This is a genomic window from Parabacteroides sp. AF14-59, from assembly GCF_003479515.1.
Lineage (GTDB): Bacteria > Bacteroidota > Bacteroidia > Bacteroidales > Tannerellaceae > Parabacteroides > Parabacteroides faecis.
Genome location: NZ_QUHH01000019.1, coordinates 46,819 through 71,672, shown reverse-complemented (window position 1 = coordinate 71,672; position 24,854 = coordinate 46,819). Strand labels below are relative to the sequence as shown.

Here is a 24,854-nt window from a genome sequence, read left to right as displayed (position 1 = left end):
ATGTTGAAAAGATTCAAATCTGTCAGCATGATTCTCCTGGCGGGCGCGTTGGGTTTCAACGGAAACGCCTTTGCCAATCCGAATACCGGGAATCCTGCTATTGACATTTCCCAACAGGATACGAAAGTAACGGGAACAGTAGAAGATGAGTTCGGACCCGTCGCAGGGGCTTCTGTTGTAATAAAAGGTACTACCACAGGTACTATGACCGATATGGATGGTCATTTCACTCTGGAAGGCGTAAAGAAGGGAGACATTATCCAAATCTCTTTTATTGGTTTTGCCACACAAGATATTCCTTACACCGGACAAGCTACATTGAATGTTAAACTGGCAGAAGATGCCCAGAAGCTGGATGAAGTCGTTGTGACCGCTTTAGGTATGAAACGTGACAAGAAAGCACTGGGTTACGCGATGCAGGAACTGAAAGGTGACGAATTGCTGTCGTCACGCGAACCGAATCTTGCCAATTCATTATCAGGAAAAGTCTCCGGTCTGCAGATCGTGCGCTCCAGTAATGGGGTAGGAGGTTCTTCTAAAATCGTTCTGCGTGGTAACAACTCCCTGACCGGTAGTAACCAGCCGCTGATCGTAGTCGACGGTACGCCGATGGATAACTTCACAGGCGGCGTCGATGATGTATGGGGTAACTCCGGTGCCGATATGGGTAACGGTCTTTCCGATATCAACCCCGAAGATATCGAATCGATGACGGTACTGAAAGGTGCTTCTGCTGCCGCTTTGTACGGGTCGCGTGCCGGTAACGGTGTGATCCTGATCACCACTAAGTCGGGAAAGAAAAACGAAGGTCTGGGTATCACGGTCAATGCCGGTATCACGACTGAGTCGATTTTCCTTAAACCGGATCTGCAGAACAGCTTCGGACAAGGTTCGGTCGGTGCTTACGATAACCAGTCGCGTTTGAGCTGGGGACCGAAAGCGGAAGGACAGATGGTCTCCGACTGGCTCGGACGTCAGGTACCTTTAAAGACTTATGATAATATAGATGCCTTTTTCAATACCGGGACTTCCTTCAATGAAGGTGTCAGCTTCCAGCAGAATATAAAAGGGACATCGGTATTTTCTTCTATCAACCGTTCGGATGATGCCGGTATCACTCCCGAATCAAAACTGAACAAGACGAATATTACTTTGCGTGCAACCACTTTCCTCGATGAAGCCGAAAAGTGGAAGATCGATGCCAAAGTGAACTACATCAATATGAATGCCCACAACCGCCCGATCCAGGGTGTCAATCCTTCCAATGCATTCAATACGATCTATAATTTGCCCCGTTCACTGAATGTAGCTGAGTTCAAACAGGATGTGGATGAACAGGGAAACATGATCTGGTGGGATGCCTCGAAGAATCCGCAGGAAAACCCGTACTGGGTAACCAAATACCGGCAAAACAACGATACCCGTAACCGTTTGCTGGGTAATATCGCATTGAAATACGCTCCAACGAACTGGTTCGATATCGAACTCCGGGGTGGTACCGACTATTATACGACTACTAAAAATGAAAAAGTATATGCCGGTGGAAATACAACGCCAAGTGGTCTGTACAACGAAGGTTCTGAAACATTCTACGAAAATAACTATAGTTTCCTGGCTACGGCCCGTAAGGATAACCTGATCGACCGTCTGGGTGGATTTGTTTCTTTTGGTGGTAACCTGATGATGCAGAAACGAACGAAGATGAATGCTTCGGCAGGCGAACTGCTTGTCCCGAACCTCTTCTCCCTGAACAATGGTATCAATAAACCGACAGTCACCTCCGAACTGATCCGCCGCAAGATGAATTCACTGTATGGATCGTTGCAATTGAACTGGGACGGTTATCTGTTCCTGGATGTGACGGCACGTAACGACTGGTCGTCTACTATGTCGAAAGCCAATCGTTCTTATTTCTATCCGTCAGTCAGCTTGTCGGGCGTTATCTCCGATATGGTTCCGAAGTTGGGCGGGCAGATGCCTGAATGGTTTACCTTTGCCAAGGTGAGAGCTTCTTATGCAGAAGTAGGTAACGACCTCGATCCGTATCAGTTATACAATAACTTTACGGTAGGAAAAGATGAGAATGGGAATACGACGTCTGCTCCGGGCAATGTGCTCTTTGATTCTACGGTACGCAGTGAGTTGATCAAATCGTGGGAAGCCGGTTTCGATGTCCGCTTCTTCAATAACCGTTTGGGATTGGATGCTGCCTGGTATAAGACAAACGCCACCCGTCAGTTGCTGAACCTCCCGATGGACCCGTTCTCCGGTTATAGTTCACGGAAAGTAAATGCCGGTAATATCCAGAACGAAGGTATCGAAATCTCATTGAACGGTGCGATCCTCGATAACCCGAAAGGATTGAGCTGGAATTCGACGGCACAATTCTCTCTGAACCGGAACAAGATCATCGACCTGTATCCGGGTGTTACTCTCTATGATATAAAAACATTGGATGCTATCCAGATCGTAGCCGTACAAGGTAGTTATTACGGTGATATCTACGGACAAACATTCCAGCGTGTAGAAGATAAGAACGATCCTAACTATGGCAAGATCATTGTAGGTGAAGACGGTCTGCCGCTGATCACGACCGGTAAATCGAAGGTCGGTAATCAAAGTCCCGACTGGATGCTGGGATGGACAAACAGCTTTGCGTATAAAGGTTTCAATCTTAGCTTCCTGGTAGACTTCCGTATCGGTGGCGATCTGTATTCGGCTACGGCTTCCAACCTGTATGTCCGTGGTAATGCTGCCGGAACAGTAGTCAACGGTAATCGTCAGGACTTCGTGGTCCCTAATTCTGTGGTACAGACCTCTAACGGTTATGCGGAAAATAAAGTCCCTGTAACTCATCAGAACTATTGGGAACGTATCGGTTCGACCGGAAACTACGGTTTGCCTGAAATGTTTACTTATGATGCTACCAATATCCGTCTGCGTAACATCACGCTTGGCTATGACTTTAACCGGGCCATGTTACAAAAGACACCGTTCCAGCGCCTGCGTCTGTCGGCCACTTGTAACAATGTATGGATGATCCATTATAACCTGCCGGGTATCGACCCCGAATCCGTATCGGCAACCAATACGAATGCCACCGGATTTGAAAACGGGGCTGCACCGACCAGCCGCTCATTTACGTTCAACGTAACGGTAGGATTTTAAAGATGGTTTAATAAGAACAATAAAGAAATAAAACAAGATGAACACCAAGAATATATTACTGGCAGGCATGTTCTCGATAGCCGCTTTGTTTACATCCTGTAATGATTTTCAGGAAATAAACGAAGACCCTAACCAGGTAGGTGAGGACAAAGTGAAGCCTGAATGGTTCCTGAACGGCTCTATTGTCGGAGCACAGATGAACCCGGAGATTGCCGAACGTATCTTCATTGCCGAGTGGAACCGTGCTTCCCGCTTCAACCGGGGTAGCGGTTTTACGATCGGAACGGACAATAACGACTATATTACCCTATATCTGAGTAACTCATACGCTGTCGGTTGGTTGAATAAAGCCACCAAGGCGATCGAACTGGGTGAAAAGAAGGTTGCCGAAGGTGAAGCTGAACAATATCCTTATTATAAGAATGTGATACAGATGGCACGTATCTGGCGTGCTTACCTGAATGCGGAAGTATCGGATGGTTTCGGGCCGATTCCGGCTTTGTCGGCTTTCACGGGTGTGCCTGCCGAATATGATAGTGTGGAAACTATTTACGGCTTTATCCTGAAAGAGCTGAAAGAAGCGGAAGCTGCCCTCGATCCTTCCATTAATATGGAACCGATGGCTGGTGAAGATGCTTTCTATGCCGGAAATATCAATGAATGGAAGAAATATGCAAACTCTTTGCGTATGCGTTACGCCATGCGTATTTCGACTGTCTCTCCGGAACTGGCAAAGACTGAGTTCGAAGATGCAGCGGGCAAGACTTTTATCTCCTCCCTGAACGACCTGGCTGGCGTACAGGAAAAAGATGGTTGGAACGATTTGACAAGTGTCATGTCGCGTACCTGGAATGCACAGGCGATGTCTGTCACTTTCAAGAATCTGGCAGAAGGGTTAGGCGGTATCGAATTTCCTGTTCCCGACTCACTGAAGAGTCATCTGAAAGATCCTCATACCTATATGGGGTTATATCTGGACAAACATTTTCCGCTGAAGACGAACGATCCGTGTGCCGGGTTCTATTTTGATGCGATCCCTCAGTATGTCGATCCGCGTGGACCTAAACTGTTCAGCGTGGTAGGCTGGAATGACGGGGTGGTTTATTCCGATTATATCGGTGCGGCCAGCGAAGTACAGCCGGTCGAATTGATGGACCCGAACGATAATACTAAACCGATGCTGACGGTCGATCCTCGTTATACCTGGGGTACTTGGGTAGCCGGAGAATGGAATAATCTATCCGGTCTGGTCAGTGCATTGACTGGAAAGAATTATAACTATCCTTCCATGTCGAAACAGTATCGTATGAATACTCAGAAACGTGTCTTCTTCGGTCCGTGGGAAAGTTATTTCCTGTTGGCGGAAGCAGCCCTGAAAGGTTGGACGGTTCCGGGTACCGCCAAGTCGAATTATGAGAGTGGCATCACTGCCAGTTTCGAATATCATGGCTTGCAAAACCAGGTTGCACAATATCTGACATCGACGGATTATAATCGTGTAGGTACCTCTGTCAGCTTCGACCATACGACAGAAGCGCAACCGTACACAGTCAATTATGTCGATCCTTATACAAAGGAAAACAAGACAATGACATATAATTATCCGAAGAATTCCATCTATCGCGGTGGCTCTTACAACAACGATGCACTGACGAAGATTATCACTCAGAAATACATTGCACAGGTACCCTGGTTACCGGAAGAAGCCTGGAGCGATCATCGCCGTCTCGGTCTTCCGTTCTTTGAGAATCAGGCTGTAGAAAAAGACTACAACCCATTGAACCAGGTTCCTCTGACCATGGCAACAGCCAAAGAATGCCGCTGGGATTTCTACCCTAAACGCTACCGTTATCCTGCCAATATCCAGACAAATAACCTGGAAGGGTATCAGAAGGCACTGGAATTGCTGGGGGGACCGGATCTGACGACAACCCCGCTTTGGTGGAATCAACATTAACTACTTTTGGCTTGATCCAAAAGTAGACAAAAGATCAAGGCTGCACCGGCTTCGCTGCTCCGTCTTCTCCCTCCACGGACGCTCATCCGCTGAGGCCTTTCAGAGAACGCAAAGCGTTCTTTTGGGATGGCCGATACCACCTGCCTCTTTGGCGATCCCGGATCAAGTCCGGGATGACAAGCCTGGGACTTCGGATTGATGACAAACCTGTCATCCCGTGCTGACATAGCCTAAAGAGCTGTCAGTATCGGCTATCCCAAGAGGAAGCAGAGCTTCCTATGAAAGGCCTCAGCTGGTGAGCGTTAAGCGAAGCAGCCGTAGTGAGCGCCCGGAGCATCCGCTGTTTGAGCGTAGCGAGTTTCGGAGGCGACAGCGAACGTAGGATGCGGAGTAGCGAGGCAGGTGCAGCCTTGATCTTTTGTTTACTTTTCTATCAAGAGAAAAGTAAAAATAAACTCTATCAAGAGAAAAGTAAAATTAAACAAAATATGGTACATAAATTATTAATCCGCGACCTCACCCTCCGTGACGGGCAGCAGTCAGCATTTGCAACACGCATGTCACAACAACAAATCGACCGTGTATTATCTTTCTATAAAGAGGTTGGTTTCTACGCAATGGAAGTGTGGGGTGGGGCAGTTCCCGATGCTGCCATGCGATATCTGAATGAAGATCCCTGGGAGAGACTGGAAAAGATAAAAGCAGCCGTAGGTACGACAACCAAGCTCGCCGCCTTATGCCGTGGGCGTGACCTGTTCGGTTACAATCCTTATCCGGACAATGTCGTCAAAGGTCTTTGCCGTAACGCTGTCGAGTCGGGTATTAATATTATGCGTATCTTCGATGCTATGAACGATGTCGACAATATGAAGCCGGCCATCAAATATACCGATCGTTATGGAGGAATGGCCGATTGTGCCGTTTGCTATGCCATCGATCCACACCATTCCGCTTTGGAACGGATAGAAGCCGCCCTGCATGGCCGCCCGTTGCATAAGCCGATCTTTAAGAATGACTATTTCCTGGAAAAAGCCCGGCAAATGGAAAATTATAGTGCCGACATTATTACTCTGGAAGATGCCAACGGCCTGATCACTCCGGGAAAGACAGCCGAGCTGATACGTCTTTTCAAGAAGAACCTGAAGGCTCCCGTTGACTTCCATACCCGTTGTATTGCCGGATACGGCCTACCCTCTATGCTGGCTGCTATTGTCAACGGTGTGGATATCGTCGATACGAATATCTGGTATTTTGCCGGAGGTTGCTCTGCACCCGCTATCGAATTGATCTATGTCTTCTGCAAGAAGATGGGAATAGAGTTGGAGATCGATATGGAAGCTGTCGCCCGTATCAATGCCGAACTTTTCAAGATACGCAAAGAGCTGCGGGCTTACGATTCCGCCAAAGAACTTCCTAATCCCTTTAACCCTCTGACCGATAAATTACCTACCGAAATAGACCGTTTCTTCAATGATGCTATCGAAGCTGCCCGCCATGACAAGGAAGACGACCTGATCATTTTCTGTCGCGCTATAGAGGAATATTTCAACTTCCCCGAACCGAATGAATTGGTTCAGAAGTCGCAGATCCCGGTAAATATGTATAATCAGATTGTAGCTTTGTTGAAGCAACAGGGACATCCCGAATTGTTGGAGAAAGCGATGTCGCTGATTCCTCAGGTACGTATGGATGCCGGTTTACCTCCTTTGGTTACCCCGGTAAGCCAGGTGATCGCTTCGCAGGCTGTAGCCTGTGCATTGGATGAGCTGAATGGTCACCCTCTCTACAGTAAACCTGTATATCCTTTTATCTCCCTGATCCGGGGAGAGTTTGGAAAAACACCTTTACCGATAGATCCGGAATTTCGTTTGAAAATAACCGGCAAACGGGAAGAACAATGTTATGATGCTTCGGATTATGAGATGCAGGAAAACCCGATGATAGATGAAGTCGGTATCCTGGTAGCCGAAAATGAGAAAGAAGTCTTGTTGCTGGAACTCTTTCCGATGTCGGCCCGTAATTTCCTGACGAAACGTAAAAAGGAAAAATTCAAAGATAATATGTTTTCCTAGGCACAAAGGTCTATGGAGCTGTTGGCACTATATACCTATAGGTATCAGCCCTATAATCCTACAACTGTTAACTCTATAGTGTCACAGGGGTTGACACTAATATAATAATCCCGTTGTTTTTACAACGGGATTTTGTTTATTCTTCGTATATGCCGACCGCCTTCGAAAGGAGTGTTCAGAAAGGCTTCGACAGCGTGGGTAGCTTCCTCCTGACTGATAAACCGACCGGGCATGACAAGTATATTGGCATCATTGTGCTCACGAGCCAGTCGTGCAATCTCTTCCTGCCAACATAAAGCGGCCCGTATTCCCTGGTGTTTGTTTAAAGTCATCGCAATACCGTTTCCTGATCCGCAGATCGCTATTCCGGGATATACTTCCCCGGCTTCTACAGCGTAAGCCAACGGATGAGCGAAATCGGGATAATCGCAACTTTCTGTTGAACAGGTTCCGAAATCCTTATAGGATAGTCCTTTGGAGTCCAGTATTTGTTTCACATACTCTTTTAGTTCGTAACCTGCGTGGTCACAACATAAACCTAGTGTTTTCATCTTTATCTGTTAGAGGTAGACAAAAAGGGGCTGTTACACCCCTTTTTACTAATAGTTTCTTATGCTAATAATTCTTTTACCTGATTGTATACATTCTGTCCGGTGAAGCCCAGTTTTTCGTCCAGAACCTTGTAAGGAGCGGAGAATCCGAATGATTCGAGTCCCCATACCTTGCCGTTGGCTCCGACCAATCCTTCCAGGTTGACCGGCAGACCGGCTGTCAGACCGAAAATCTTACTTCCTGTCGGAATAACAGATTCCTGATACTCCTTGCTCTGGCTGCGGAACAGTCCTTCAGACGGAACGGATACGATACGAACCTTTACGCCATCGGCGCGAAGCAGTGCAGCTCCTTCAACCAATGTGGCTACTTCCGAGCCGGAAGCGACCATGATAACGTCCGGGTTTTCATCGCTTTCTACAATATAAGCACCCTTTTCTGCCTGCAGAGCTTCGTCGTAACGGTTTCCTTTTGCGGGCAGGTCATTAATGTTCTGACGGGAAAGGATCAAAGCGGTAGGAGTGGCGGTATTTTCCATTGCCATCTTCCATGCAATTGTCGTTTCAATAACATCGGCCGGACGGAGAACCAGCATAGAGTTGTGTCCCTTATGGTTCTTCAGTTTTTCCATCAGGCGGATCTGTGCTTCCTGTTCAACCGGTTCGTGAGTAGGTCCGTCTTCACCGACACGGAAAGCGTCGTGCGACCAGATGAACTTAACCGGCTGCTCCATCAATGCTGCCATACGGATGGCTGGCTTCATATAATCGGAGAATACGAAGAAGGTACCGCAAGCCACGATCACACCACCGTGCAGTGACATACCGATACATACACATGCCATGGTCAATTCGGAAACGCCAGCCTGGAAGAAAGCTCCGCTGAAATCACCTTTTATAAATGAATGTGTTTTCTTCAGGAAACCGTCTGTCTTGTCCGAGTTGGAAAGGTCGGCAGATGAAACAACCATATTTTCAACCTGGGTTGCCAATACGCCTAATACGGTAGCGGATGCGGCACGTGTTGCCTGGTTTGCTTTCTGTTCGATAGCTTCCCAGTCCAGTTTAGGAGCTTTGCCGGAGAACCAGAATTGCATTTTCTCTGCCAGTTCCGGATTGGCTTTCGCCCATGCTTCTTTAGCAGCATAACGTTCGGCTACGATAGCTTCCAGTTCTTTTGCACGCTTTGCATACAGTTCGGCAACGTCAGTGAATACAGTAAACGGATTCTTAGGATCGCCTCCCAGGTTCTTGATTGTCTCTTCGATCGATGCACCTGCAGCAGACAGGGGTTGACCGTGTGTGGAGACTTTGTTTTCGTAGCTGCTGTCGTCGGCTCCGCGGGCACCTTTACCCATAATGGTATCACCGATGATCAGGGTAGGGCGTTGAGTTTCAGCCTTCGCTTCATCCAAAGCCTTACGTATTTCATTTACATCGTTTCCATTGATGCTGATCACTTTCCAACCCCATGCCTCGTATTTCATAGCAACATTTTCAGTCGTTACTTCTTCTACGGTTGTAGAAAGCTGGATGTTGTTGGAGTCGTAGAACATGATCAGGTTGTCCAGTCCCAGTGTTCCGGCAACGCGTCCGGCACCTTGTGAGATTTCTTCCTGGATACCACCATCGGATATATATGCGTAAATAGTCTGGTTCATAACATCTCCCAGGCGGGCTTTCAGGAACTTGGCAGCGATCGCAGCACCTACTGCGTAAGTATGGCCTTGTCCCAGCGGACCTGAGGTATTTTCGATTCCTCGCTTGACGTTTACTTCAGGATGGCCCGGAGTAGGACTTCCCCACTGGCGGAACTGTGACAGTTCTTCCATCGTGAATTTGCCGGTAAGGGCGAGGGCTGAATAAAGCATCGGAGACATGTGTCCCGGGTCCTGGAAGTAGCGGTCCCTGCCTTCCCATTCCGGGTTCTTGGGATCATAGACTAAATACTCTGAAAATAGTACATTGATAAAATCAGCACCACCCATTGCACCGCCCGGATGACCGGATTTAGCCTTTTCTACCATTGACGCTGCCAGGACGCGGATATTATCCGCTGCTCTGTTCATTACTTTGATATCGTTCATTTTGATGAATTATTTTAATTTTTGCACAAAGATAGGGAATCTCTTCTTATAGACCGCTATATCATACAAACAATTCATTTTCTGTAAAGTTTCCTAATTAGCGATATTTCTCATAGAGAGCCGGATATGCAAGGCGATTTTCGCGATTCGGATGGTATGTTACAGGGAGAAATAGAATCCTTGATCCAGTAAACGGTCGTATTTCTCTTTATTGAACATATAATAGAAAGCGCCTCTTTTAGAACTCTTTTTATCCTTCTCGTCCAGTTTTTCGAGAATGTCCATTGAGTTTAACTTCTTACGGAAATTACGTTTGTCTAACGGGGTCTGATAGATCGCTTCATATAGGCTTTGAAGCTGGGGTAGGGTAAATTTTTCCGGAAGAAGGTTGAATCCGACAGGGCGTGTCGCTGCTTTTTTCTTCAGGAGCGACAGGGTGTCGTTTATCATTTGGTTGTGGTCGAAGATCAGTTCGGGAATATCGCTGATTTTAACCCATTCGGCATTATGTTCTTTCAGCAACTCCGGATTGAAATCGTTCATATTGACTAATGAATAGTATGCTACGGAGATAACCCGTTCTCCAAGATCGCGGGTAACATCTCCGTAAGCACCTACCTGCTCCATAAAAAGACGATCGATACCGGAACATTCGGTAAGAACGCGGGAAGCCGCTTCGTTTACACTTTCGCCCGATTTGATAAAGCCGCCCATCAGAGACCACTGTCCTTTTAGTGGTTCAAAATTCCGTTTGTAAAGTAATACGTTGAGTTCACCACTGTTGAATCCCAGAATAATACAATCTACTGCAACAAAAAATTTGACTTCGTTCTGATAAAATGCGGCTGTCATGATATTTTATGGATATTGAATTAATTTATTATGCGAGTTTGCGTGCGCCGTCGCTGATTACTACTTCGTAAACTTTAGGTTCGTGACCGAATTTCTTTGTATAAGACTCGAATGCTTCTTTGATGAAATCATCATGCAACTCGTCTTTTACAAGGTTGATCGTACAGCCGCCGAAGCCACCGCCCATCACACGTGAACCTGTTACGCCACATTTCTTGGCTACATCGTTCAGGAAGTCCAGTTCTTCGCAGCTCACTTCGTACAATTTGCTCATACCGTGATGAGTTTCGTACATTTTCTGACCTACAGTTTCGTAGTCGCCTTTTTCCAGAGCTTCGCAAACGTCGAGTACGCGCTGTACTTCTTCGATTACGTATTCGGCACGCATATAATCTTCTGCGCTGATATCGCCTTTCACTTCGTTCAGCATGTCCATTGTAGCGTCACGCAGGAATTCTACTTCCGGGTGATTACGACGGATAGCAGCTGCTGCATTTTCGCAAGACTGGCGACGTTTGTTGTATGCAGAAGAAGCCAGTTCGTGTTTAACCACGGAATCCAGCAATACCAACTTATAGCCAACCGGATTGAACGGGAAATATTTATATTCCAAAGAACGGCAATCCAGACGGATCAGGCTTCCTTCTTTACCGAATACAGAAGCGAACTGGTCCATGATACCACAGTTAACGCCACAATAGTTGTGTTCTGTAGACTGACCGATCTTAGCTAATTCGAATTTGTCGATACCCAGAGAGAAAAGATCATTCAAAGCAAAAGCATAGGTACTTTCCAGAGCGGCAGATGAAGACATACCGGCACCCAGAGGAACATCGCCTGCAAATACGGTATCGAATCCCTGGATCTGACCGCCACGTTTGATGATCTCGCGGCATACACCGAAGATATATCTTGCCCAGCTTGCTTTTGGTGCATCTTCTTCGTTCAGTCCGAATTCTGCATAATCGTTCAGGTCGATAGAGAATGCGCGAACTTTACCTGTGCCGTTCGGTTTGATCTCAGCGATCATGCCTTTATCGATAGCACCCGGAAATACGAAACCACCATTATAGTCTGTGTGTTCACCGATCAGGTTGATACGGCCCGGAGAAGCATATACACTACCTTCTGTATTAAATAACTCCTGAAATTTATTTCTAATTTTTTTCTGCATGATATTATTTCTTTTAAAGGTTATAAATGAAGAAATTATCCGGTTATAAGGTAAAACCGGATAATTTCATAAATTGGCATATTGTTTATTTTATTCTGATTTTTTCGATGGTTTAGAACCGATAGCCGCATAGAATAAAATGTAAGCAGCACTGAAGAGTACAACCCAGTAGCTGGTCATATAATCAGTCATATCGGCAACCCAACCCTGAACAGCAACCATTACAGCGCAACCGAATACCATCGTCATAAAGATACCGCTGGCAATAGCTGTATATTTTCCTAATCCTTCTACAGCCATGTTGAATATTCCACCCCACATTACGCTGGTGCAAAGACCTACGAGAAGGAATGCCAGAATACCAACGGGAACTTCCTGCCAGATCACACTTAATGAAGCCCAGTCTACACCAGGAACTTCAACTGTATTTGTTTCGGGTGAGAACATACCGAAGCTAACCAACAGAAGAGTGGCAACCGATACGATAGTGATCATTGTGCGGCTGGAAACCTTACCTCCGATACTAGCTCCTACGAAACGTCCGATAAGCATCATAAGCCAGTAAACAGCTACGATAAGACCCACGGTGCTGGCCGGGATACCTTTTGCTGTAAGGTATTGAAGAATATAAGTAGGAGTACCTACTTCAACGCTCATGTAAAGGAAGATAGCGAGTGCTCCCAGTGCAAAATGGCGATGGCTCAAAGCGCCCTTGATCAAACTGGTGTCAACAGGTGCCTGTTCGGGTTCTTCAATTTTTGTAAATATGATAACTACAAATGCGATAACGAAGATAGCAAGAGCGATCATCAATGCCGGTGTTGCGTCGGCAATATGTGCTTTGGCTGCATCACCGATAAGAGCTCCCATCAGGATGTAGCAGGCAACGGCTGCAGTACTGTTGAATACACCGCCGAGCTGGATAAGCTGGTTACCCTTGTTACCACCGCCACCGAGCAGGTTAAGCATCGGGTTAACCACACAGTTAAGAATACACATAGTGAAACCGCTGATAAATGCTCCGACCAGGTAAACCAGGAAAGCGCTCTCCTTGCCCACATGACCACTCAGCCATTGAACTAAAATACCTACGATACCTACAACAAGACCGATAAGAGCTGTTTTCTTATAGCCATATTTGGCGATAAGCATACCGGCAGGAATACCCATTACCAGATAGGCAATGAAGTTACCATAGTTTCCAATTTGGGCAAGAACATTGCTAGCCCCGAAGTCGTTCTTTACGATAATAGCCATTGGTGAACAAAGGTTAGTCACGAATGCGATCATTGCAAACAGTGCAATCATAATGATGATGGCACCCCATTGTTTTTTTTCTTGAGTCATTGATTGATATTTTTATTATTATTGATATATTAATTTTGTTATTTGTTATTCAGCAGAGAATTTATAAATGGTCTTGCTTTCAAAAACTTCTCCCGGACGGAGTACGGTAGAGGGGTATTCCGGTTTGTTCGGGCTGTCGGGGAAATGTTGTGTTTCCAGGCATAAAGCAGCTCTTGCCGGGTAACGCTGTCCGTTCTTTCCTTCGAAATTGCCGGTCATCCAGTTGCCTGTATATAATTGTACACCCGGTTCGGTTGTATATGCTTCCATGATAATACCGGTCTTCGGCGATTGACAACGGGCACAGAAACCCAGTTCGCCTTCTTCCTTATTTAATATATAGGTATGGTCGTAGCCTCTTGCCCAGGTCAACTGGTCGGTCGGTTCGTCTATGCGTGCACCTACCAGATAAGGGGTACGGAAATCCATCGGGGTACCTTCCACCTTTTCCGGTGCTCCGTAAGGGATGGCTGTTTCATCCGTAGGAAGATATTGATCGGCATTGATTGTCAGTGTGTGATCTGCTACTGACGGATCGCCTGCTCCTGATAAGTTGAAGTAGGAGTGGTTGGTCAGGTTCAATACGGTCGGTTTGTCTGTTACGGCATGATACATGATTACGACTTCATTGTCGTCTGTCAGATGGTATGTAACAGTCACTTTTAATGTTCCGGGGAAACCTTCTTCACCGTCTGCTGACGTATATTTCAGTTCTATGGTCTGGTCATCGGTCTGATTGGCATCCCATACAACAGAATTAAAACCTTTGAGTCCTCCGTGAAGGCTGTTGGGACCATTGTTGATGGCCAACTTATCGTACACAACGCCGTCGAGTGTAAATGAACCCTTGGCGATACGGTTCCCGTAGCGACCGCAGATAGCTCCGAAGTAAGGCTCTTCAGAAACCAGATAATCATCGATTGAATTATGTCCGGTAACAACATCGGTTAACTTGCCGGACCGATCCGGTACCATAAGCGATACAATTTTTGCACCGTAGTTGGTAATGGTAAGTTCTGCTCCTTTCTTATTGGTCAGGATACATAGCATCGTCTCCTTCCCGTCTATTTGCTTGCTGAAATTAGCCACAGTCAAGCCAGACAGTGTATTCTTGTTCTTCATGTATGTAATGTTATCAAAATTGCGTGTAAAATTAGCCTACTTCTTCGTAAATAGGATGCACGAAAAGATGTTATAGAGCATAAAGCCGCTTTTTGTCTACCAATTTAGTGTATTAGTCCACCTTTTAAATATGTATTTAGTGTACATTTGCAACTAAATAAATCTTTTATTTACGGAAAAACACTTGATATGAGAAGAAGCATGAAAAACGCTATCTCTCTGTTCCTCTTTAGTATGGGGGTAAGCAGTCTGATGGCACAGACTAGTGAGTTCAAAATAGACGTGCAGCAAACGGGTGCGTCTATCCAATCCACCATGTACGGTATCTTTTTTGAAGATATCAACTTCGGAGCGGATGGAGGATTGTATGCAGAGTTGATTAAGAACCGTTCTTTTGAGTTTGAAAATCCTTTCGGGGGCTGGGTTCCTTTTGGAAATGTAACGGTACAGACCAAATCCCCCTGTTTTGACAAGAATCCGCATTATGTACGTCTTTCTTATAATAAAGAATTGACCGGTACAGGGCTGGATAACGAAGGTTTTAAAGGTATTGGTATTAAGGCAGAGGAGAAGTATGACTTTTCTTTCTATGCCCGTACGGTAACTAACGGTCCGATCAAGTTTCGTATAAATCTGGTAAATAGTGGGCATGACATTTATGAAACAAAGGAAGTTGAGATAAACGGTAAAGATTGGAAAAAGTATTCCGTTGTCCTGACTCCTGAGGCAACAGAAGCCCATTCCCGTTTACGTATCACGATGCTTACACAGGGAACGGCGGATCTGGAACATATATCTTTATTCCCTCAGAAAACATTCAATAACCGTCCGAACGGTATGCGTGCCGATCTTGCACAGGCATTGAAAGATCTTAAACCGGGTGTATTCCGCTTTCCCGGAGGTTGTATCGTGGAAGGAACGAACCTGGCCACTCGTTATCAGTGGAAAAATACGGTTGGTCCGGTTGAAAACCGACCGATCAATATCAATCGTTGGAATTATACATTTCCTCATAAGAAGTTCTCCGATTATTATCAGTCTTATGGTTTAGGTTTCTTTGAATATTTCCAGTTGAGTGAGGATATCGGTGCCGAGCCGCTTCCTGTGTTGAACTGTGGTCTTTCTTGTCAGTATGAAAATGATGATCCGAAAGAAAACTGTCCGGTCGATAAATTGCAACCTTATATTGACGATGCCCTTGACCTGATCGAGTTTGCCAACGGTCCTGTGACTTCTAAATGGGGAAAACTGCGTGCCGATATGGGACATCCGGCTCCTTTCAACCTGAAGTTTATAGCTATTGGTAATGAGCAGTGGGGTACTTTGTTTACCGAACGCCTGGAACCTTTCGTAAAGGCTATTCGTGCCAAATATCCGGATATCAAAGTTATTGGTAGTTCTGGTCCACAAGCGGAAGGGGAAGATTTCGACTTCTTGTGGCCTGAAATGAAGCGGATGAAAGTCGATTTGGTAGATGAACATTTTTACCGTTCTCCCGAATGGTTTCTGAATGGTGCCAAACGCTATGACTCATACGATCGTAACGGTCCTAAGGTTTTTGCCGGTGAATATGCCTGCCATCCGAACAATCGCGAGAATAGTTTCCTGACAGCATTGGCTGAGGCAGCTTTTATGACTGGTTTTGAGCGTAATGCGGATGTAGTACATATCTGTACTTATGCACCTCTGTTTGCCCATGTGGATGCCTGGCAGTGGCGTCCGGATTTGATCTGGTTCGATAATCTTTCTTTGGTGAAGACACCGAATTATTATGTGCAGCAACTTTACGGTCATAATGTCGGTACGAATGTCGTGCCTTTAACTATGCAGAACGAACCGGTTACCGGACAAAATGATCTGTATGCAACGGCAGCAGTCGATAAGAAGACAAATGAATTGATCATTAAGATCGCCAATACCGGTATTCAAAACAGAAAAGTGAAACTGGATTTAAATGGCCTTTCCGGTGGAAAACATAAAGGTACAGTAACCGTACTTCACGCTTCTGACCTGGAAGCTAAAAGTACAATCTGCAAACCGGACCAGGTAGTGCCTGTTGTTTCAGAAATCGAACTGGAAGCTCCGGCTGCAGAAGTTGTACTTCGCCCGTTAAGTTTCTCTGTTTATCGCATTGCGTTTTGATATTCCTATTTATATGGTGCAGGTCTTTTCGGATTCCTGTACCATAATTTGATTTGAATAACCTCCAATTAACCTGTCCTTTTTTTGTAAATGCCGATCTTTATTGCGTACTTTGCTTAAAAGGTATTATTTCAATCAGATAAATTATGGCAAAGCTTTATCCCATCGGTATACAGAATTTTGAAAGTCTTCGTGAGGATGGATATATCTATGTTGATAAAACGGAGCTGGTTTATCAATTAGTGAAAACTGGACGCTATTATTTACTAAATCGCCCACGCCGTTTTGGTAAGAGTTTACTTATTTCTACCCTGGAAGCTTATTTTCTGGGAAAAAAGGAGTTGTTTAAAGACTTGGCTATCGAAAAGCTGGAAAAGGATTGGTTGGAATATCCTGTACTTCATTTGGATTTAAACGCCGAAAAATTCGACAGTCCTGAGCGTCTGGATGCTTTGTTAAGTAATCAGTTGACTCAGTGGGAAGAGCTTTATGGTCATGGACCGGATGAAACGACACTTTCACTGCGCTTTAAAGGAGTAATCCGTAGGGCTGCCAGGCAGACCGGTCAACGCGTTGTAATCCTGATTGACGAATACGACAAGCCGATGTTGCAGGCATTGGAAAATGATGAACTGCAAGAAAAATTCCGTGATACTTTGATGGCTTTTTATGGTGTGATGAAGAGTATGGACGGGGATATCAAGTTTGCTTTTTTGACCGGTGTAACCAAGTTCGGGAAAGTAAGTGCGTTCAGTGACCTGAATAATCTGATGGATATATCAATGGACGACCGTAATGCGAACATTTGTGGTATAACGGAACCGGAGATACATGCTTATTTTAAAGATGATTTGCATGAATTAGCTCGTGTGCAGAATATGGATTATGATCAGGTTTGTATAGCATTGAGAGAATTTTATGATGGATATCATTTTACGGAGAATTTAAAAGGAATTTATAATCCTTTCAGTTTGCTTAATACCTTTAAGTATTTACAATTCGGTAGCTATTGGTTTGAAACAGGTACACCAACCTATTTGGTGAAATTGTTAAAGCACTCTCATTATAACCTGTATAACATGGCGCATACGGAAACGGATGCCGATGTTTTGAATAGCATTGACTCCACATCTGTTAATCCAATACCTGTGATTTATCAGAGTGGATATCTTACCATCAAAGGATATGATCGTGAATTTGGTATTTATCGTCTGGGATTTCCTAATCGTGAAGTGGAGGAGGGTTTTATGAAATATCTGCTTCCTTTCTATGCTAATACGGATAAAGTCGATTCTTCTTTCCATATTCAGAAGTTTGTTCGTGAGATACGTTCCGGCAATTATGATTCCTTCTTCCGTCGTTTGCAAAGTCTTTTTGCTGATACTCCTTACGAGTTGGTTCGTGATTTGGAGTTACATTACCAAAATGTCCTGTTTATTGTGTTCAAGTTGATTGGTTTCTATGTAAAAGCAGAATACCATACTTCGGAAGGGCGTATTGACTTGGTATTACAAACAGATCGTTTCATTTACTTGATGGAATTTAAACTGAACGGAACAGCTGACGATGCTCTGCGGCAAATAAATGAAAAAGGCTATGCGCTTCCTTTTGCAGCCGATCCCCGTCAATTATTTAAGATAGGAGTGAATTTTAGTGCAAAGACGCGCAATATAGAGGAGTGGAAAATAGAATCTAAATAATGACTTATGAAAGTTGGAATTATCAGATGTATGCAGACAGAAGATTACTGTCCGGGTACAACAGACTTTAAGGTGATCAGAGAAAGAAAAGGGGCGTTTGAAGGTATAACAGAAGATATAGAAATTGTCGGTTTCTGCAATTGTGGAGGATGCCCTGCAAAGAAATCTGTACTAAGGGCAAGAGAGCTTGTGAAAAGAGGTGCCGATACTATTGCATTTGCCTCGTGTATTCAGAAAGGTACTCCATTAGGTTACCCATGCCCTTTCGCCAAGAAAATGAAAATGTTAATTGAGAATGATTTACCTGAGGGTATTCGTTTTTTAGATTATACTCACTAGGCTTAAAGTTCATAATAAATACGAAACTGACGTTTTGACAAACTGTTAATTCATCTATCTTTTCTTTGCCATGTATAAGGGCTAAAGAGAGTTCAAAAACATTTATTCCCTTAATCCGGAGTTCAGTAATGACGGATTGAGGGAGTTTCTTTTGGGAGGAGATATTTGAGAGGAGAAAAATATAATCATTGCAATGTTTTTAGAGCTAGTGACAGGAAAAAGATAAAATCTGCTGCAATTTGTCAATTGAAAATGAACTGTTCAGAAAAAGCATCTAGTTTTCCGAAAGACACGTAAACCTGTTTTTAGAGTATAATCTGAAGAAAATCCCCCCCATATTTTGTAGTGTTAAAATTTTCATCACAATGATTGTCCCCCTTCATTGTGATGAGTGCGTGAAGTCATTGTGATGACTCTGTCGGGACATTGTGATGATAGGGAAGAATCATTGCAATGATTTCCGAAAGGAGAGGTTATAAAGAGTGGAAAACAGGGTGATAAGGCGGTTTTTTCTTCCGGAACAGCCGTTTGAGTGAAAACCGCTGTTAGCCTGATCTGTAAAAATCGAACATTCTGAAAGTTATGAATGTTTATCTTTATCTTTTTGATTAATCCGAATAAAATGGAGGAAGAGTATGAAGAAAAGAGATTTTTATAGACAGATGTTGTTGCAGGAAGAGGATAAGCGTTCCTGTGGCGATGAAAGTACGGCTGATCTGTATCGGGCGGTGCGTAATCATTTTATATGTTTCTCGGGTGGTAAGGAATTGTGCCTGAAAGATGTGACACCGGCTTTGGTTGAGGCGTTTCTGAAATGGTTGCGTGAAAAAGGACTGCGTGTGAATACGGTGAATAGTTACATGAGTAACCTTCGGGCGATGTATAACCGTGCCCGTCGGGAATCGAAGGAAAAAACGGGAGAGTCGCCTTTTGTGGGGATTCACCTCAGACAGGAGGAGACGCGTAAACGTGCTGTACCAGTGGAAGTGATAAAGGAAATAGCCGCTCTGGATTTGAAAAGTGAGCCGAAGAAACAGCTTGCTATCGATCTGGCACTGTTTTCGTTTATGGCTTGCGGTATTCCTTTTGTGGATATTGTGCATCTGACGGGTGAGAATTTGGTGGAGAACGGTACGGTATTACAATACCACCGGCAGAAGACGGGAGCCTTTATCCAGATGGAAGTGACTTCGGGGATGCAGATGCTGATCGATCGGTATAAAAATAAAGAGAGGCGTTACCTTTTCCCTGTATTACCGGAAGATGCGACCCACGAACAGTATAAAAGCTGCCTGGCGACGGAAAACCGTTACCTGAAAGAAATCAGTGTGATGCTGGATTTGCCGGAAACATTGACGACCTATTCGTTCCGTCATGCCTGGGCTTCGGAGGCGTACCGCCTGCATGTCGCTATCGGCGTGATCAGCCAGGCACTGGGACATACATCGGAAAAAACGACCCGTATCTATTTGCAGAAGTTTGACGTATCGGAAATAGCCAAAGCAAACCGGCAGGTTTCCGAAGCGGTCGGAGGCTGTTTGCGGGTGGGGTAAACCTTATTTATATAATAAGGGGAAACATCCTCTTTTAGTCTTACAATCAGTGTTTTATAAATAAGAAAAATCCTGAATTGTAATGAAGTACGTGGCAAACGTAAGAAGAAAAAAATGAAAAAACAAGGAGTGTAGGGTGTTTTCTTAAAAAAGGCATATCAATTTTACTAAATTTCACAAGTTAACCTATTTTTTAGCCATATAATATGAATTTCATTACAAGATGGTATAAAACAGGCCCGGACTGCCATCGTTTTTAAATCTGTTAAGAGAAAACTGCTATTTCCGCAGTACCGTTTCTTCCTCCAAAAAGACTCAAAAAGACATCAATCCTTCATTTTTTACCCTAAAAACTCCCTAAGGAGGTTCTTCGGGAAAGGGCTTTTTTTCACCCTCTACCCTTATTATATAAATAAGGTGAACATTTACAGAGAGTTAGTGATAATCATGGCAACTGCCTAATATTGAACAAACTGGTATTATATATTAATATGTATAGGATAAAAAGTTCACACCGGAGAATATGGGAAAGAATGATCTTCCTGTTACTGCTTAACTTCCTTCAGGGGATGGAAACGGATGCCCAGACTACGACCTATTATAAGGCTGAATCATTCCTTTTCTCTTTCCGCCAGGATAATGACCTGTTCCTTGCTGACTACGGAGACAACGCTTATCAATTGGAACGGATGGGCGGTTTACTCGACGTATCCCGTGACCAAATCCTAAAAGGTGATTGCCATTTGTTGATCGTCTCGCATGTGAATGCCTATGAATACGAAGATGAAGAGGTTGTGAACGAAGCCTCGCTGCGTGCGGGTCGTATCCGTGCCTACCTGAAAACCCGTTTCGATATTCCCCATGATTGTGTTGCCTTCTATATCGACCGTAGCGGAAACTACCGTGACCAGGTACATGTATATAAGGTTCATAAACCATTGCCCTGGTTCGCCAATATAGCCATTCATTACAGCGAAAGCCGTTACCCTAGTGCCATAAAGGCAGCCATTAGTCGGTATGGAGTTGTGCCCTATGTCGACCTGTACCGTCGTGGGGTAACGGGCCATAATGACCATGAAGTATATCGGATAGACGATCCTCTTTTCGACCCTTCGGAACTGGAAGATTACCGGCTGGCATCGGTGGTGGATACCTTGCAACAATATGAAGTGGCAGACGTTTCAGCCGTCCTTTTGGTTACGACGGAGACAACGAAGGAAACAGTGCCGGTAAAAAATGAACATAATTTAGCCGCCCGGCAGGAAGTAAAGGTGATACCGGCTATTGTAGAAAAAACGGAACGAAGAGCGGCATATCTTGCTGTAAAAACGAACCTGCTTCCCTGGTGTACATTGGTCCCTTCGGTGCGTTTGGGAACCGGTCAGACAGAGATAGAGACCGGTTCGTTCATGCCTAACTTAGAGATTGAATGGTATTTTGCCGGGCGTTGGTCGGTCGTTGCATCAGGAATGTACGCTGATTTCTCTTATGAAGATAAGATACGCGACCGCTGGTCGGTCTCTGAATTTTCAGTCGAACCTCGTGTGTGGCCGTTGCGTTCCGGTTGTTTTGCCGGGCTGAATACTGGATTATTCGGTGAGTATGGAGATTTTGATGTGTGTGGTAGTGAGATTGATCCCGACAGCGAGGTACTTTATGGCAGAACGGGTCGTTTTTGGACGTTAGGTGCTTCCATAGGCTGTCTGATACCTTTAGGAAAAGGCTTCTGTTGTGAGGTTAGTATGCGGACTGGTTATCGTTCGGTTTTCGACGGAAAGAAATATCGTTACGATAAAATAGATGACAAAAATTATTTGGAGACCCGTTTTTCGTCGACGGGTTTTATGATTGGTTTGAAGGTAAGTTTGGTATATCGTTTTCAAATCAGATAAAGAAAGAATAGAAATATGAAGAAGCAGGAAAAAAATAGAATTAGGGAGTGGGTGGTACTTCTTGTATGCGCTCTTGCTCTGCCGGCTTGTACTTATCATACGCCCGATGAAGATTGGGAAAGGAACGGAAAAGTACGTTTGCATCTTAATTGGCAGACACGGATCGATCATCCTTCGGTGATGACTTATTATTTTTATAAAGACGGGATCGGATTTCCGGTTATCCGGCAAGGATCTGCTTCAGGCTACGAGGGGACACTTCCGGCGGGACAATATAAGGTGGCAGTTTGCAATACCGATTGTGAGAACGTCGTGCTGGAAATGGATAACGGTTATGAACAGGCTTACGGTAAAGTACGGCAGATATCCGGATTAAAATCGTCCTCTGTGCATATTGAGCATCCTGGTAATTTATCTGGCACGGGTTGCCAGATAATCGATATAGGAGGGAAGCAGGCCGTAGTGGAAGAGCTGTATCCGATCAATCTGGTCAAGACATTGGAACTGAATATAAAAGTAAAAGGAGGGGAAGAAGTGCTTTCGTTAGAGGGATTGTCCGGTCGTTTGACAGGTGTCTCTGCGCGGATACACATACCGGACGGGCAACCGTTGTTTGATACGGTTGCTTTTATGGCATTCGAAGCGGTGGTTGCTGCTTCGGGTGTGTATACCGCTTCTCTAAACCTGTTCGGTTTATCGGGAGGAACGGAGAATAACGATCCGGTCGAACTTTATTTGACGCTCAGGACGAAAGACGGGAAGGAGATTACCTCATTGACCAACATAACCGGTGAAGTAATCGACGCATTGGAAAAAAGCATATCGGCCTATATCGTATTGGATATGGAGATTGTCTATGATAAAGTGGATGGATTTAAAATCATTCTTTCAGAGTGGAAAGAAGGGACGGGAGAGGTGAGCAATCGGGCTATGTGACAGTTATTAAGAATATTTGAAATGACAGATATGAAAATAAAAATTGAAAATAAACATGTTCAACGGTACACTTTACCGATACTGGTTTCCTTTCTGTGGGGAATGATGACGGCGTGTTCAGGTAATGACGTACAACTTTCCAACCAGAATGGACAGGAATTGGTACTTTATGCTTTTTTGAAGGAACTCTCAGGAGAGGCTTCTTTTTCCAACCCGGTGTTTTTTGCCAAGGGGAATGAATCGAGGAAGTATACGGAGATCTGGAAAGCCTCTGTAAAACCGGACGGAAGTACCGACCTGGCAGGACCGAAATATTATCCTTCCGACGACAGCCGTATATACCTGTGCGGTTTTGCCCCTGAAGGCAAGCAGGATAGCGCCGGGAAGAGAAAGTATTCGATTGATGGGCAGCAGGATATTCTGGTGTCGAATGAGCAAAGCGGCTCTCTGACGGATATGTTCTGGAGGGAAGAAAAGTCGTTTGAATTTCTTCATCTGCTGACCCAACTCCGTTTTCGCCTGTGTTGTGATGCAGTAGGCGAAGCACAAGGATGGAAATTACGTAGCCTGGTTGCGGAGGGAATGCAACAGGATGCTGTACTGTCGTTGGTGGATAAAAGATTGTTATTCAGTGGCGAAAGGGGAATGGTGGCGGTTGTGGACCGGATGAAGGAAGAAGAAAGGCTTTCTTTAACAACCACCTGGACGGATATCGGGAAAGTGACCATGATACAATCCGGCATAGCAGTCAACCTGACGATAACGATAGAAGACAAAGACGGCAATTTGGAGTGTTTCGAGCATCTGCCGGTCACATTCCATGAAGATGATAAGCTGTCGGTTGCAGGTACTTCTTACTTGTTGTCGGTCAGACTTCGCGTGAAGGATGAAGCTTCCCTTTCCGTTGCAATAGCACCCTGGAAAACCGGTGCTTCCGGAAACGGAACGATAACGGAAGAATAAAGAAAAAAGAATCAAGTATCATTTTATCAATAAACACTAGTATAATATGAAAACAAACAAGTTTCTGGTAATAAGTATGCTGTCGGCTACTTTTATCTGTAGTTGTAGCAGCGGGGAGGAGCCTCTTGAGAGTGGTTCCGGAGGGACGATCGAGATAAGTGCCGGTATCGGAGAGTCTACCCGTGCGGTGATAGATACCGATTATGCAGATAATCTGGATGTGTCGTTTGCCCGTTTCGATAATCCGGGCTCAACTGGTAACTGGACAGCGGTCAAAGCCGTCCGTGCCGGTGGTACTAATAATACGGCTATCACATTCGATGCCAGGCAAACCTATCTGAATACTAACGGACAGTCGGTCTTGATCGGCTTTCATCCCCAGGCTACTCTGACGACGGACAGCGATCCTGCAACTGTTGTATATGCCATTACCGGCGATGAAGATATAATGGCTACAGAATTACAAACCGGAGCATCCGATAATCATTTCACTCCGTTTACATTCCGCCATTTGCTGACTCAGTTGCAGTTCTTGTGTACAGGCTCTACCGAGGCGATAGCGAAATGGACCGCCATTTCTTCGATAAAGTTACAGAATGTAGCGACTTCGCTGACGCTTTCACTCGATAAGGTAAATGGTGCATCTGTGATAAACGGAACAGCAAACCAGGTACTTCCGGTAGTGAACTGTCCACAAGAAGTGGTGTCGTCTGCTGAAGTTGATCCTGCAATCGGTCACTTGATGGTTTTTCCCGTTGCAGATATGGGAACGGCTGCTTCTGCTATCAATCTGGAAGTTGTAGCCACTTATAATGGAACTGAAAAAATACTGGCTGTACCTATCGACAATATCAATGGTGGTGTCAAGGCCGGTGAGTCCCACCTGATCACGCTCAACTTTACGGTTGATGGCGAGATTAGTATAGAAGCCGGTATTGCTCCCTGGCAAACCGGTAACGGTGGTGGTTCAGAGATAACTCCTCCATAATCCCTTTACGC

At 44.9% G+C, this 24,854-nt stretch carries 17 protein-coding genes; 11 read left to right on the top strand and 6 right to left on the bottom strand.

Annotated elements, in window-relative coordinates:
* The 3 genes from DWW23_RS18610 (at position 1) to DWW23_RS18600 (ending at position 7,197) form a co-directional block, all read left to right on the top strand.
* Positions 1-3,168, top strand: a complete 3,168-nt coding sequence (locus tag DWW23_RS18610; protein WP_122354961.1) for a SusC/RagA family TonB-linked outer membrane protein — start codon at positions 1-3, stop codon at positions 3,166-3,168.
* Positions 3,169-3,205: 37 nt separating this feature from the next.
* The gene (locus tag DWW23_RS18605) at positions 3,206-5,125 is read left to right on the top strand and encodes a SusD/RagB family nutrient-binding outer membrane lipoprotein (protein ID WP_122354960.1); all 1,920 of its coding nucleotides are present in this window, start codon (positions 3,206-3,208) and stop codon (positions 5,123-5,125) included.
* A 488-nt stretch (positions 5,126-5,613) separates the two neighbouring features.
* Entirely contained in the window at positions 5,614-7,197 is a 1,584-nt protein-coding gene (locus DWW23_RS18600; RefSeq protein ID WP_122355064.1) for a carboxylase, read from the top strand.
* A gap of 119 nt (positions 7,198-7,316) precedes the next feature.
* Here DWW23_RS18600 and rpiB read toward each other — a convergent pair whose 3' ends face one another.
* The 6 genes from rpiB to DWW23_RS18570 all read right to left on the bottom strand — a co-directional run bounded on the left by rpiB (position 7,317) and on the right by DWW23_RS18570 (position 14,330).
* On the bottom strand, positions 7,317-7,748 hold the full coding sequence (rpiB, locus tag DWW23_RS18595; protein ID WP_122354959.1) for a ribose 5-phosphate isomerase B: 432 nt from the start codon (positions 7,746-7,748) through the stop codon (positions 7,317-7,319).
* 59 nt (positions 7,749-7,807) lie between these two features.
* Complete coding sequence (locus DWW23_RS18590; protein ID WP_122354958.1) at positions 7,808-9,835, bottom strand: transketolase; 2,028 nt, start codon at positions 9,833-9,835, stop codon at positions 7,808-7,810.
* Between the two features lie 159 nt (positions 9,836-9,994).
* On the bottom strand, positions 9,995-10,687 hold the full coding sequence (locus DWW23_RS18585) for an NUDIX domain-containing protein (protein ID WP_122354957.1): 693 nt from the start codon (positions 10,685-10,687) through the stop codon (positions 9,995-9,997).
* Positions 10,688-10,715: 28 nt separating this feature from the next.
* A complete protein-coding gene (galK, locus tag DWW23_RS18580; protein WP_183669366.1) occupies positions 10,716-11,861 on the bottom strand; it encodes a galactokinase in 1,146 nt (381 codons plus the stop codon).
* A 90-nt stretch (positions 11,862-11,951) separates the two neighbouring features.
* Positions 11,952-13,208: an MFS transporter gene (locus tag DWW23_RS18575; protein WP_122354955.1), complete on the bottom strand. Its 1,257-nt coding sequence runs from the start codon at positions 13,206-13,208 to the stop codon at positions 11,952-11,954.
* Between the two features lie 45 nt (positions 13,209-13,253).
* Entirely contained in the window at positions 13,254-14,330 is a 1,077-nt protein-coding gene (locus DWW23_RS18570; RefSeq protein WP_122354954.1) for an aldose epimerase family protein, read from the bottom strand.
* Positions 14,331-14,519: 189 nt separating this feature from the next.
* On the opposite strand from DWW23_RS18570, the gene DWW23_RS18565 reads away from it, so the two are divergent.
* The 8 genes from DWW23_RS18565 to DWW23_RS18530 all read left to right on the top strand — a co-directional run bounded on the left by DWW23_RS18565 (position 14,520) and on the right by DWW23_RS18530 (position 24,843).
* Entirely contained in the window at positions 14,520-16,472 is a 1,953-nt protein-coding gene (locus DWW23_RS18565) for an alpha-L-arabinofuranosidase C-terminal domain-containing protein (protein ID WP_122354953.1), read from the top strand.
* Positions 16,473-16,618: 146 nt separating this feature from the next.
* Positions 16,619-18,172 carry an ATP-binding protein gene (locus DWW23_RS18560; RefSeq protein ID WP_222941136.1) on the top strand — a complete coding sequence of 518 codons (1,554 nt, stop codon included), beginning with the start codon at positions 16,619-16,621 and terminating at the stop codon, positions 18,170-18,172.
* Positions 18,173-18,178: 6 nt separating this feature from the next.
* Positions 18,179-18,511: a CGGC domain-containing protein gene (locus DWW23_RS18555; RefSeq protein ID WP_075557030.1), complete on the top strand. Its 333-nt coding sequence runs from the start codon at positions 18,179-18,181 to the stop codon at positions 18,509-18,511.
* A 635-nt stretch (positions 18,512-19,146) separates the two neighbouring features.
* Positions 19,147-20,064: a site-specific integrase gene (locus tag DWW23_RS18550; protein WP_122354951.1), complete on the top strand. Its 918-nt coding sequence runs from the start codon at positions 19,147-19,149 to the stop codon at positions 20,062-20,064.
* Between the two features lie 533 nt (positions 20,065-20,597).
* Positions 20,598-21,956, top strand: coding sequence for a DUF3575 domain-containing protein (locus DWW23_RS18545; RefSeq protein ID WP_233564388.1), 1,359 nt, complete (start codon positions 20,598-20,600; stop codon positions 21,954-21,956).
* Between the two features lie 15 nt (positions 21,957-21,971).
* Entirely contained in the window at positions 21,972-22,892 is a 921-nt protein-coding gene (locus DWW23_RS18540; protein ID WP_122354949.1) for a DUF5119 domain-containing protein, read from the top strand.
* Positions 22,893-22,922: 30 nt separating this feature from the next.
* Entirely contained in the window at positions 22,923-23,855 is a 933-nt protein-coding gene (locus tag DWW23_RS18535; protein WP_147382628.1) for a fimbrillin family protein, read from the top strand.
* A 46-nt stretch (positions 23,856-23,901) separates the two neighbouring features.
* Positions 23,902-24,843 (top strand): fimbrillin family protein, encoded by a 942-nt coding sequence (locus tag DWW23_RS18530; protein ID WP_122354947.1) that lies wholly within the window; start codon positions 23,902-23,904, stop codon positions 24,841-24,843.
* Positions 24,844-24,854 lie beyond the last annotated feature (11 nt).

What these genes read in the sequence shown, in the direction of transcription:
- DWW23_RS18610 (WP_122354961.1), top strand. Translation starts at nt 1, where the DNA reads ATGTTGAAAAGATTCAAATCTGTCAGCATGATTCTCCTGGCGGGCGCG.
- DWW23_RS18605 (WP_122354960.1), top strand. Translation starts at nt 3,206, where the DNA reads ATGAACACCAAGAATATATTACTGGCAGGCATGTTCTCGATAGCCGCT.
- DWW23_RS18600 (WP_122355064.1), top strand. Translation starts at nt 5,614, where the DNA reads ATGGTACATAAATTATTAATCCGCGACCTCACCCTCCGTGACGGGCAG.
- rpiB (WP_122354959.1), bottom strand. Translation starts at nt 7,748, where the DNA reads ATGAAAACACTAGGTTTATGTTGTGACCACGCAGGTTACGAACTAAAA.
- DWW23_RS18590 (WP_122354958.1), bottom strand. Translation starts at nt 9,835, where the DNA reads ATGAACGATATCAAAGTAATGAACAGAGCAGCGGATAATATCCGCGTC.
- DWW23_RS18585 (WP_122354957.1), bottom strand. Translation starts at nt 10,687, where the DNA reads ATGACAGCCGCATTTTATCAGAACGAAGTCAAATTTTTTGTTGCAGTA.
- galK (WP_183669366.1), bottom strand. Translation starts at nt 11,861, where the DNA reads ATGCAGAAAAAAATTAGAAATAAATTTCAGGAGTTATTTAATACAGAA.
- DWW23_RS18575 (WP_122354955.1), bottom strand. Translation starts at nt 13,208, where the DNA reads ATGACTCAAGAAAAAAAACAATGGGGTGCCATCATCATTATGATTGCA.
- DWW23_RS18570 (WP_122354954.1), bottom strand. Translation starts at nt 14,330, where the DNA reads ATGAAGAACAAGAATACACTGTCTGGCTTGACTGTGGCTAATTTCAGC.
- DWW23_RS18565 (WP_122354953.1), top strand. Translation starts at nt 14,520, where the DNA reads ATGAGAAGAAGCATGAAAAACGCTATCTCTCTGTTCCTCTTTAGTATG.
- DWW23_RS18560 (WP_222941136.1), top strand. Translation starts at nt 16,619, where the DNA reads ATGGCAAAGCTTTATCCCATCGGTATACAGAATTTTGAAAGTCTTCGT.
- DWW23_RS18555 (WP_075557030.1), top strand. Translation starts at nt 18,179, where the DNA reads ATGAAAGTTGGAATTATCAGATGTATGCAGACAGAAGATTACTGTCCG.
- DWW23_RS18550 (WP_122354951.1), top strand. Translation starts at nt 19,147, where the DNA reads ATGAAGAAAAGAGATTTTTATAGACAGATGTTGTTGCAGGAAGAGGAT.
- DWW23_RS18545 (WP_233564388.1), top strand. Translation starts at nt 20,598, where the DNA reads ATGATCTTCCTGTTACTGCTTAACTTCCTTCAGGGGATGGAAACGGAT.
- DWW23_RS18540 (WP_122354949.1), top strand. Translation starts at nt 21,972, where the DNA reads ATGAAGAAGCAGGAAAAAAATAGAATTAGGGAGTGGGTGGTACTTCTT.
- DWW23_RS18535 (WP_147382628.1), top strand. Translation starts at nt 22,923, where the DNA reads ATGAAAATAAAAATTGAAAATAAACATGTTCAACGGTACACTTTACCG.
- DWW23_RS18530 (WP_122354947.1), top strand. Translation starts at nt 23,902, where the DNA reads ATGAAAACAAACAAGTTTCTGGTAATAAGTATGCTGTCGGCTACTTTT.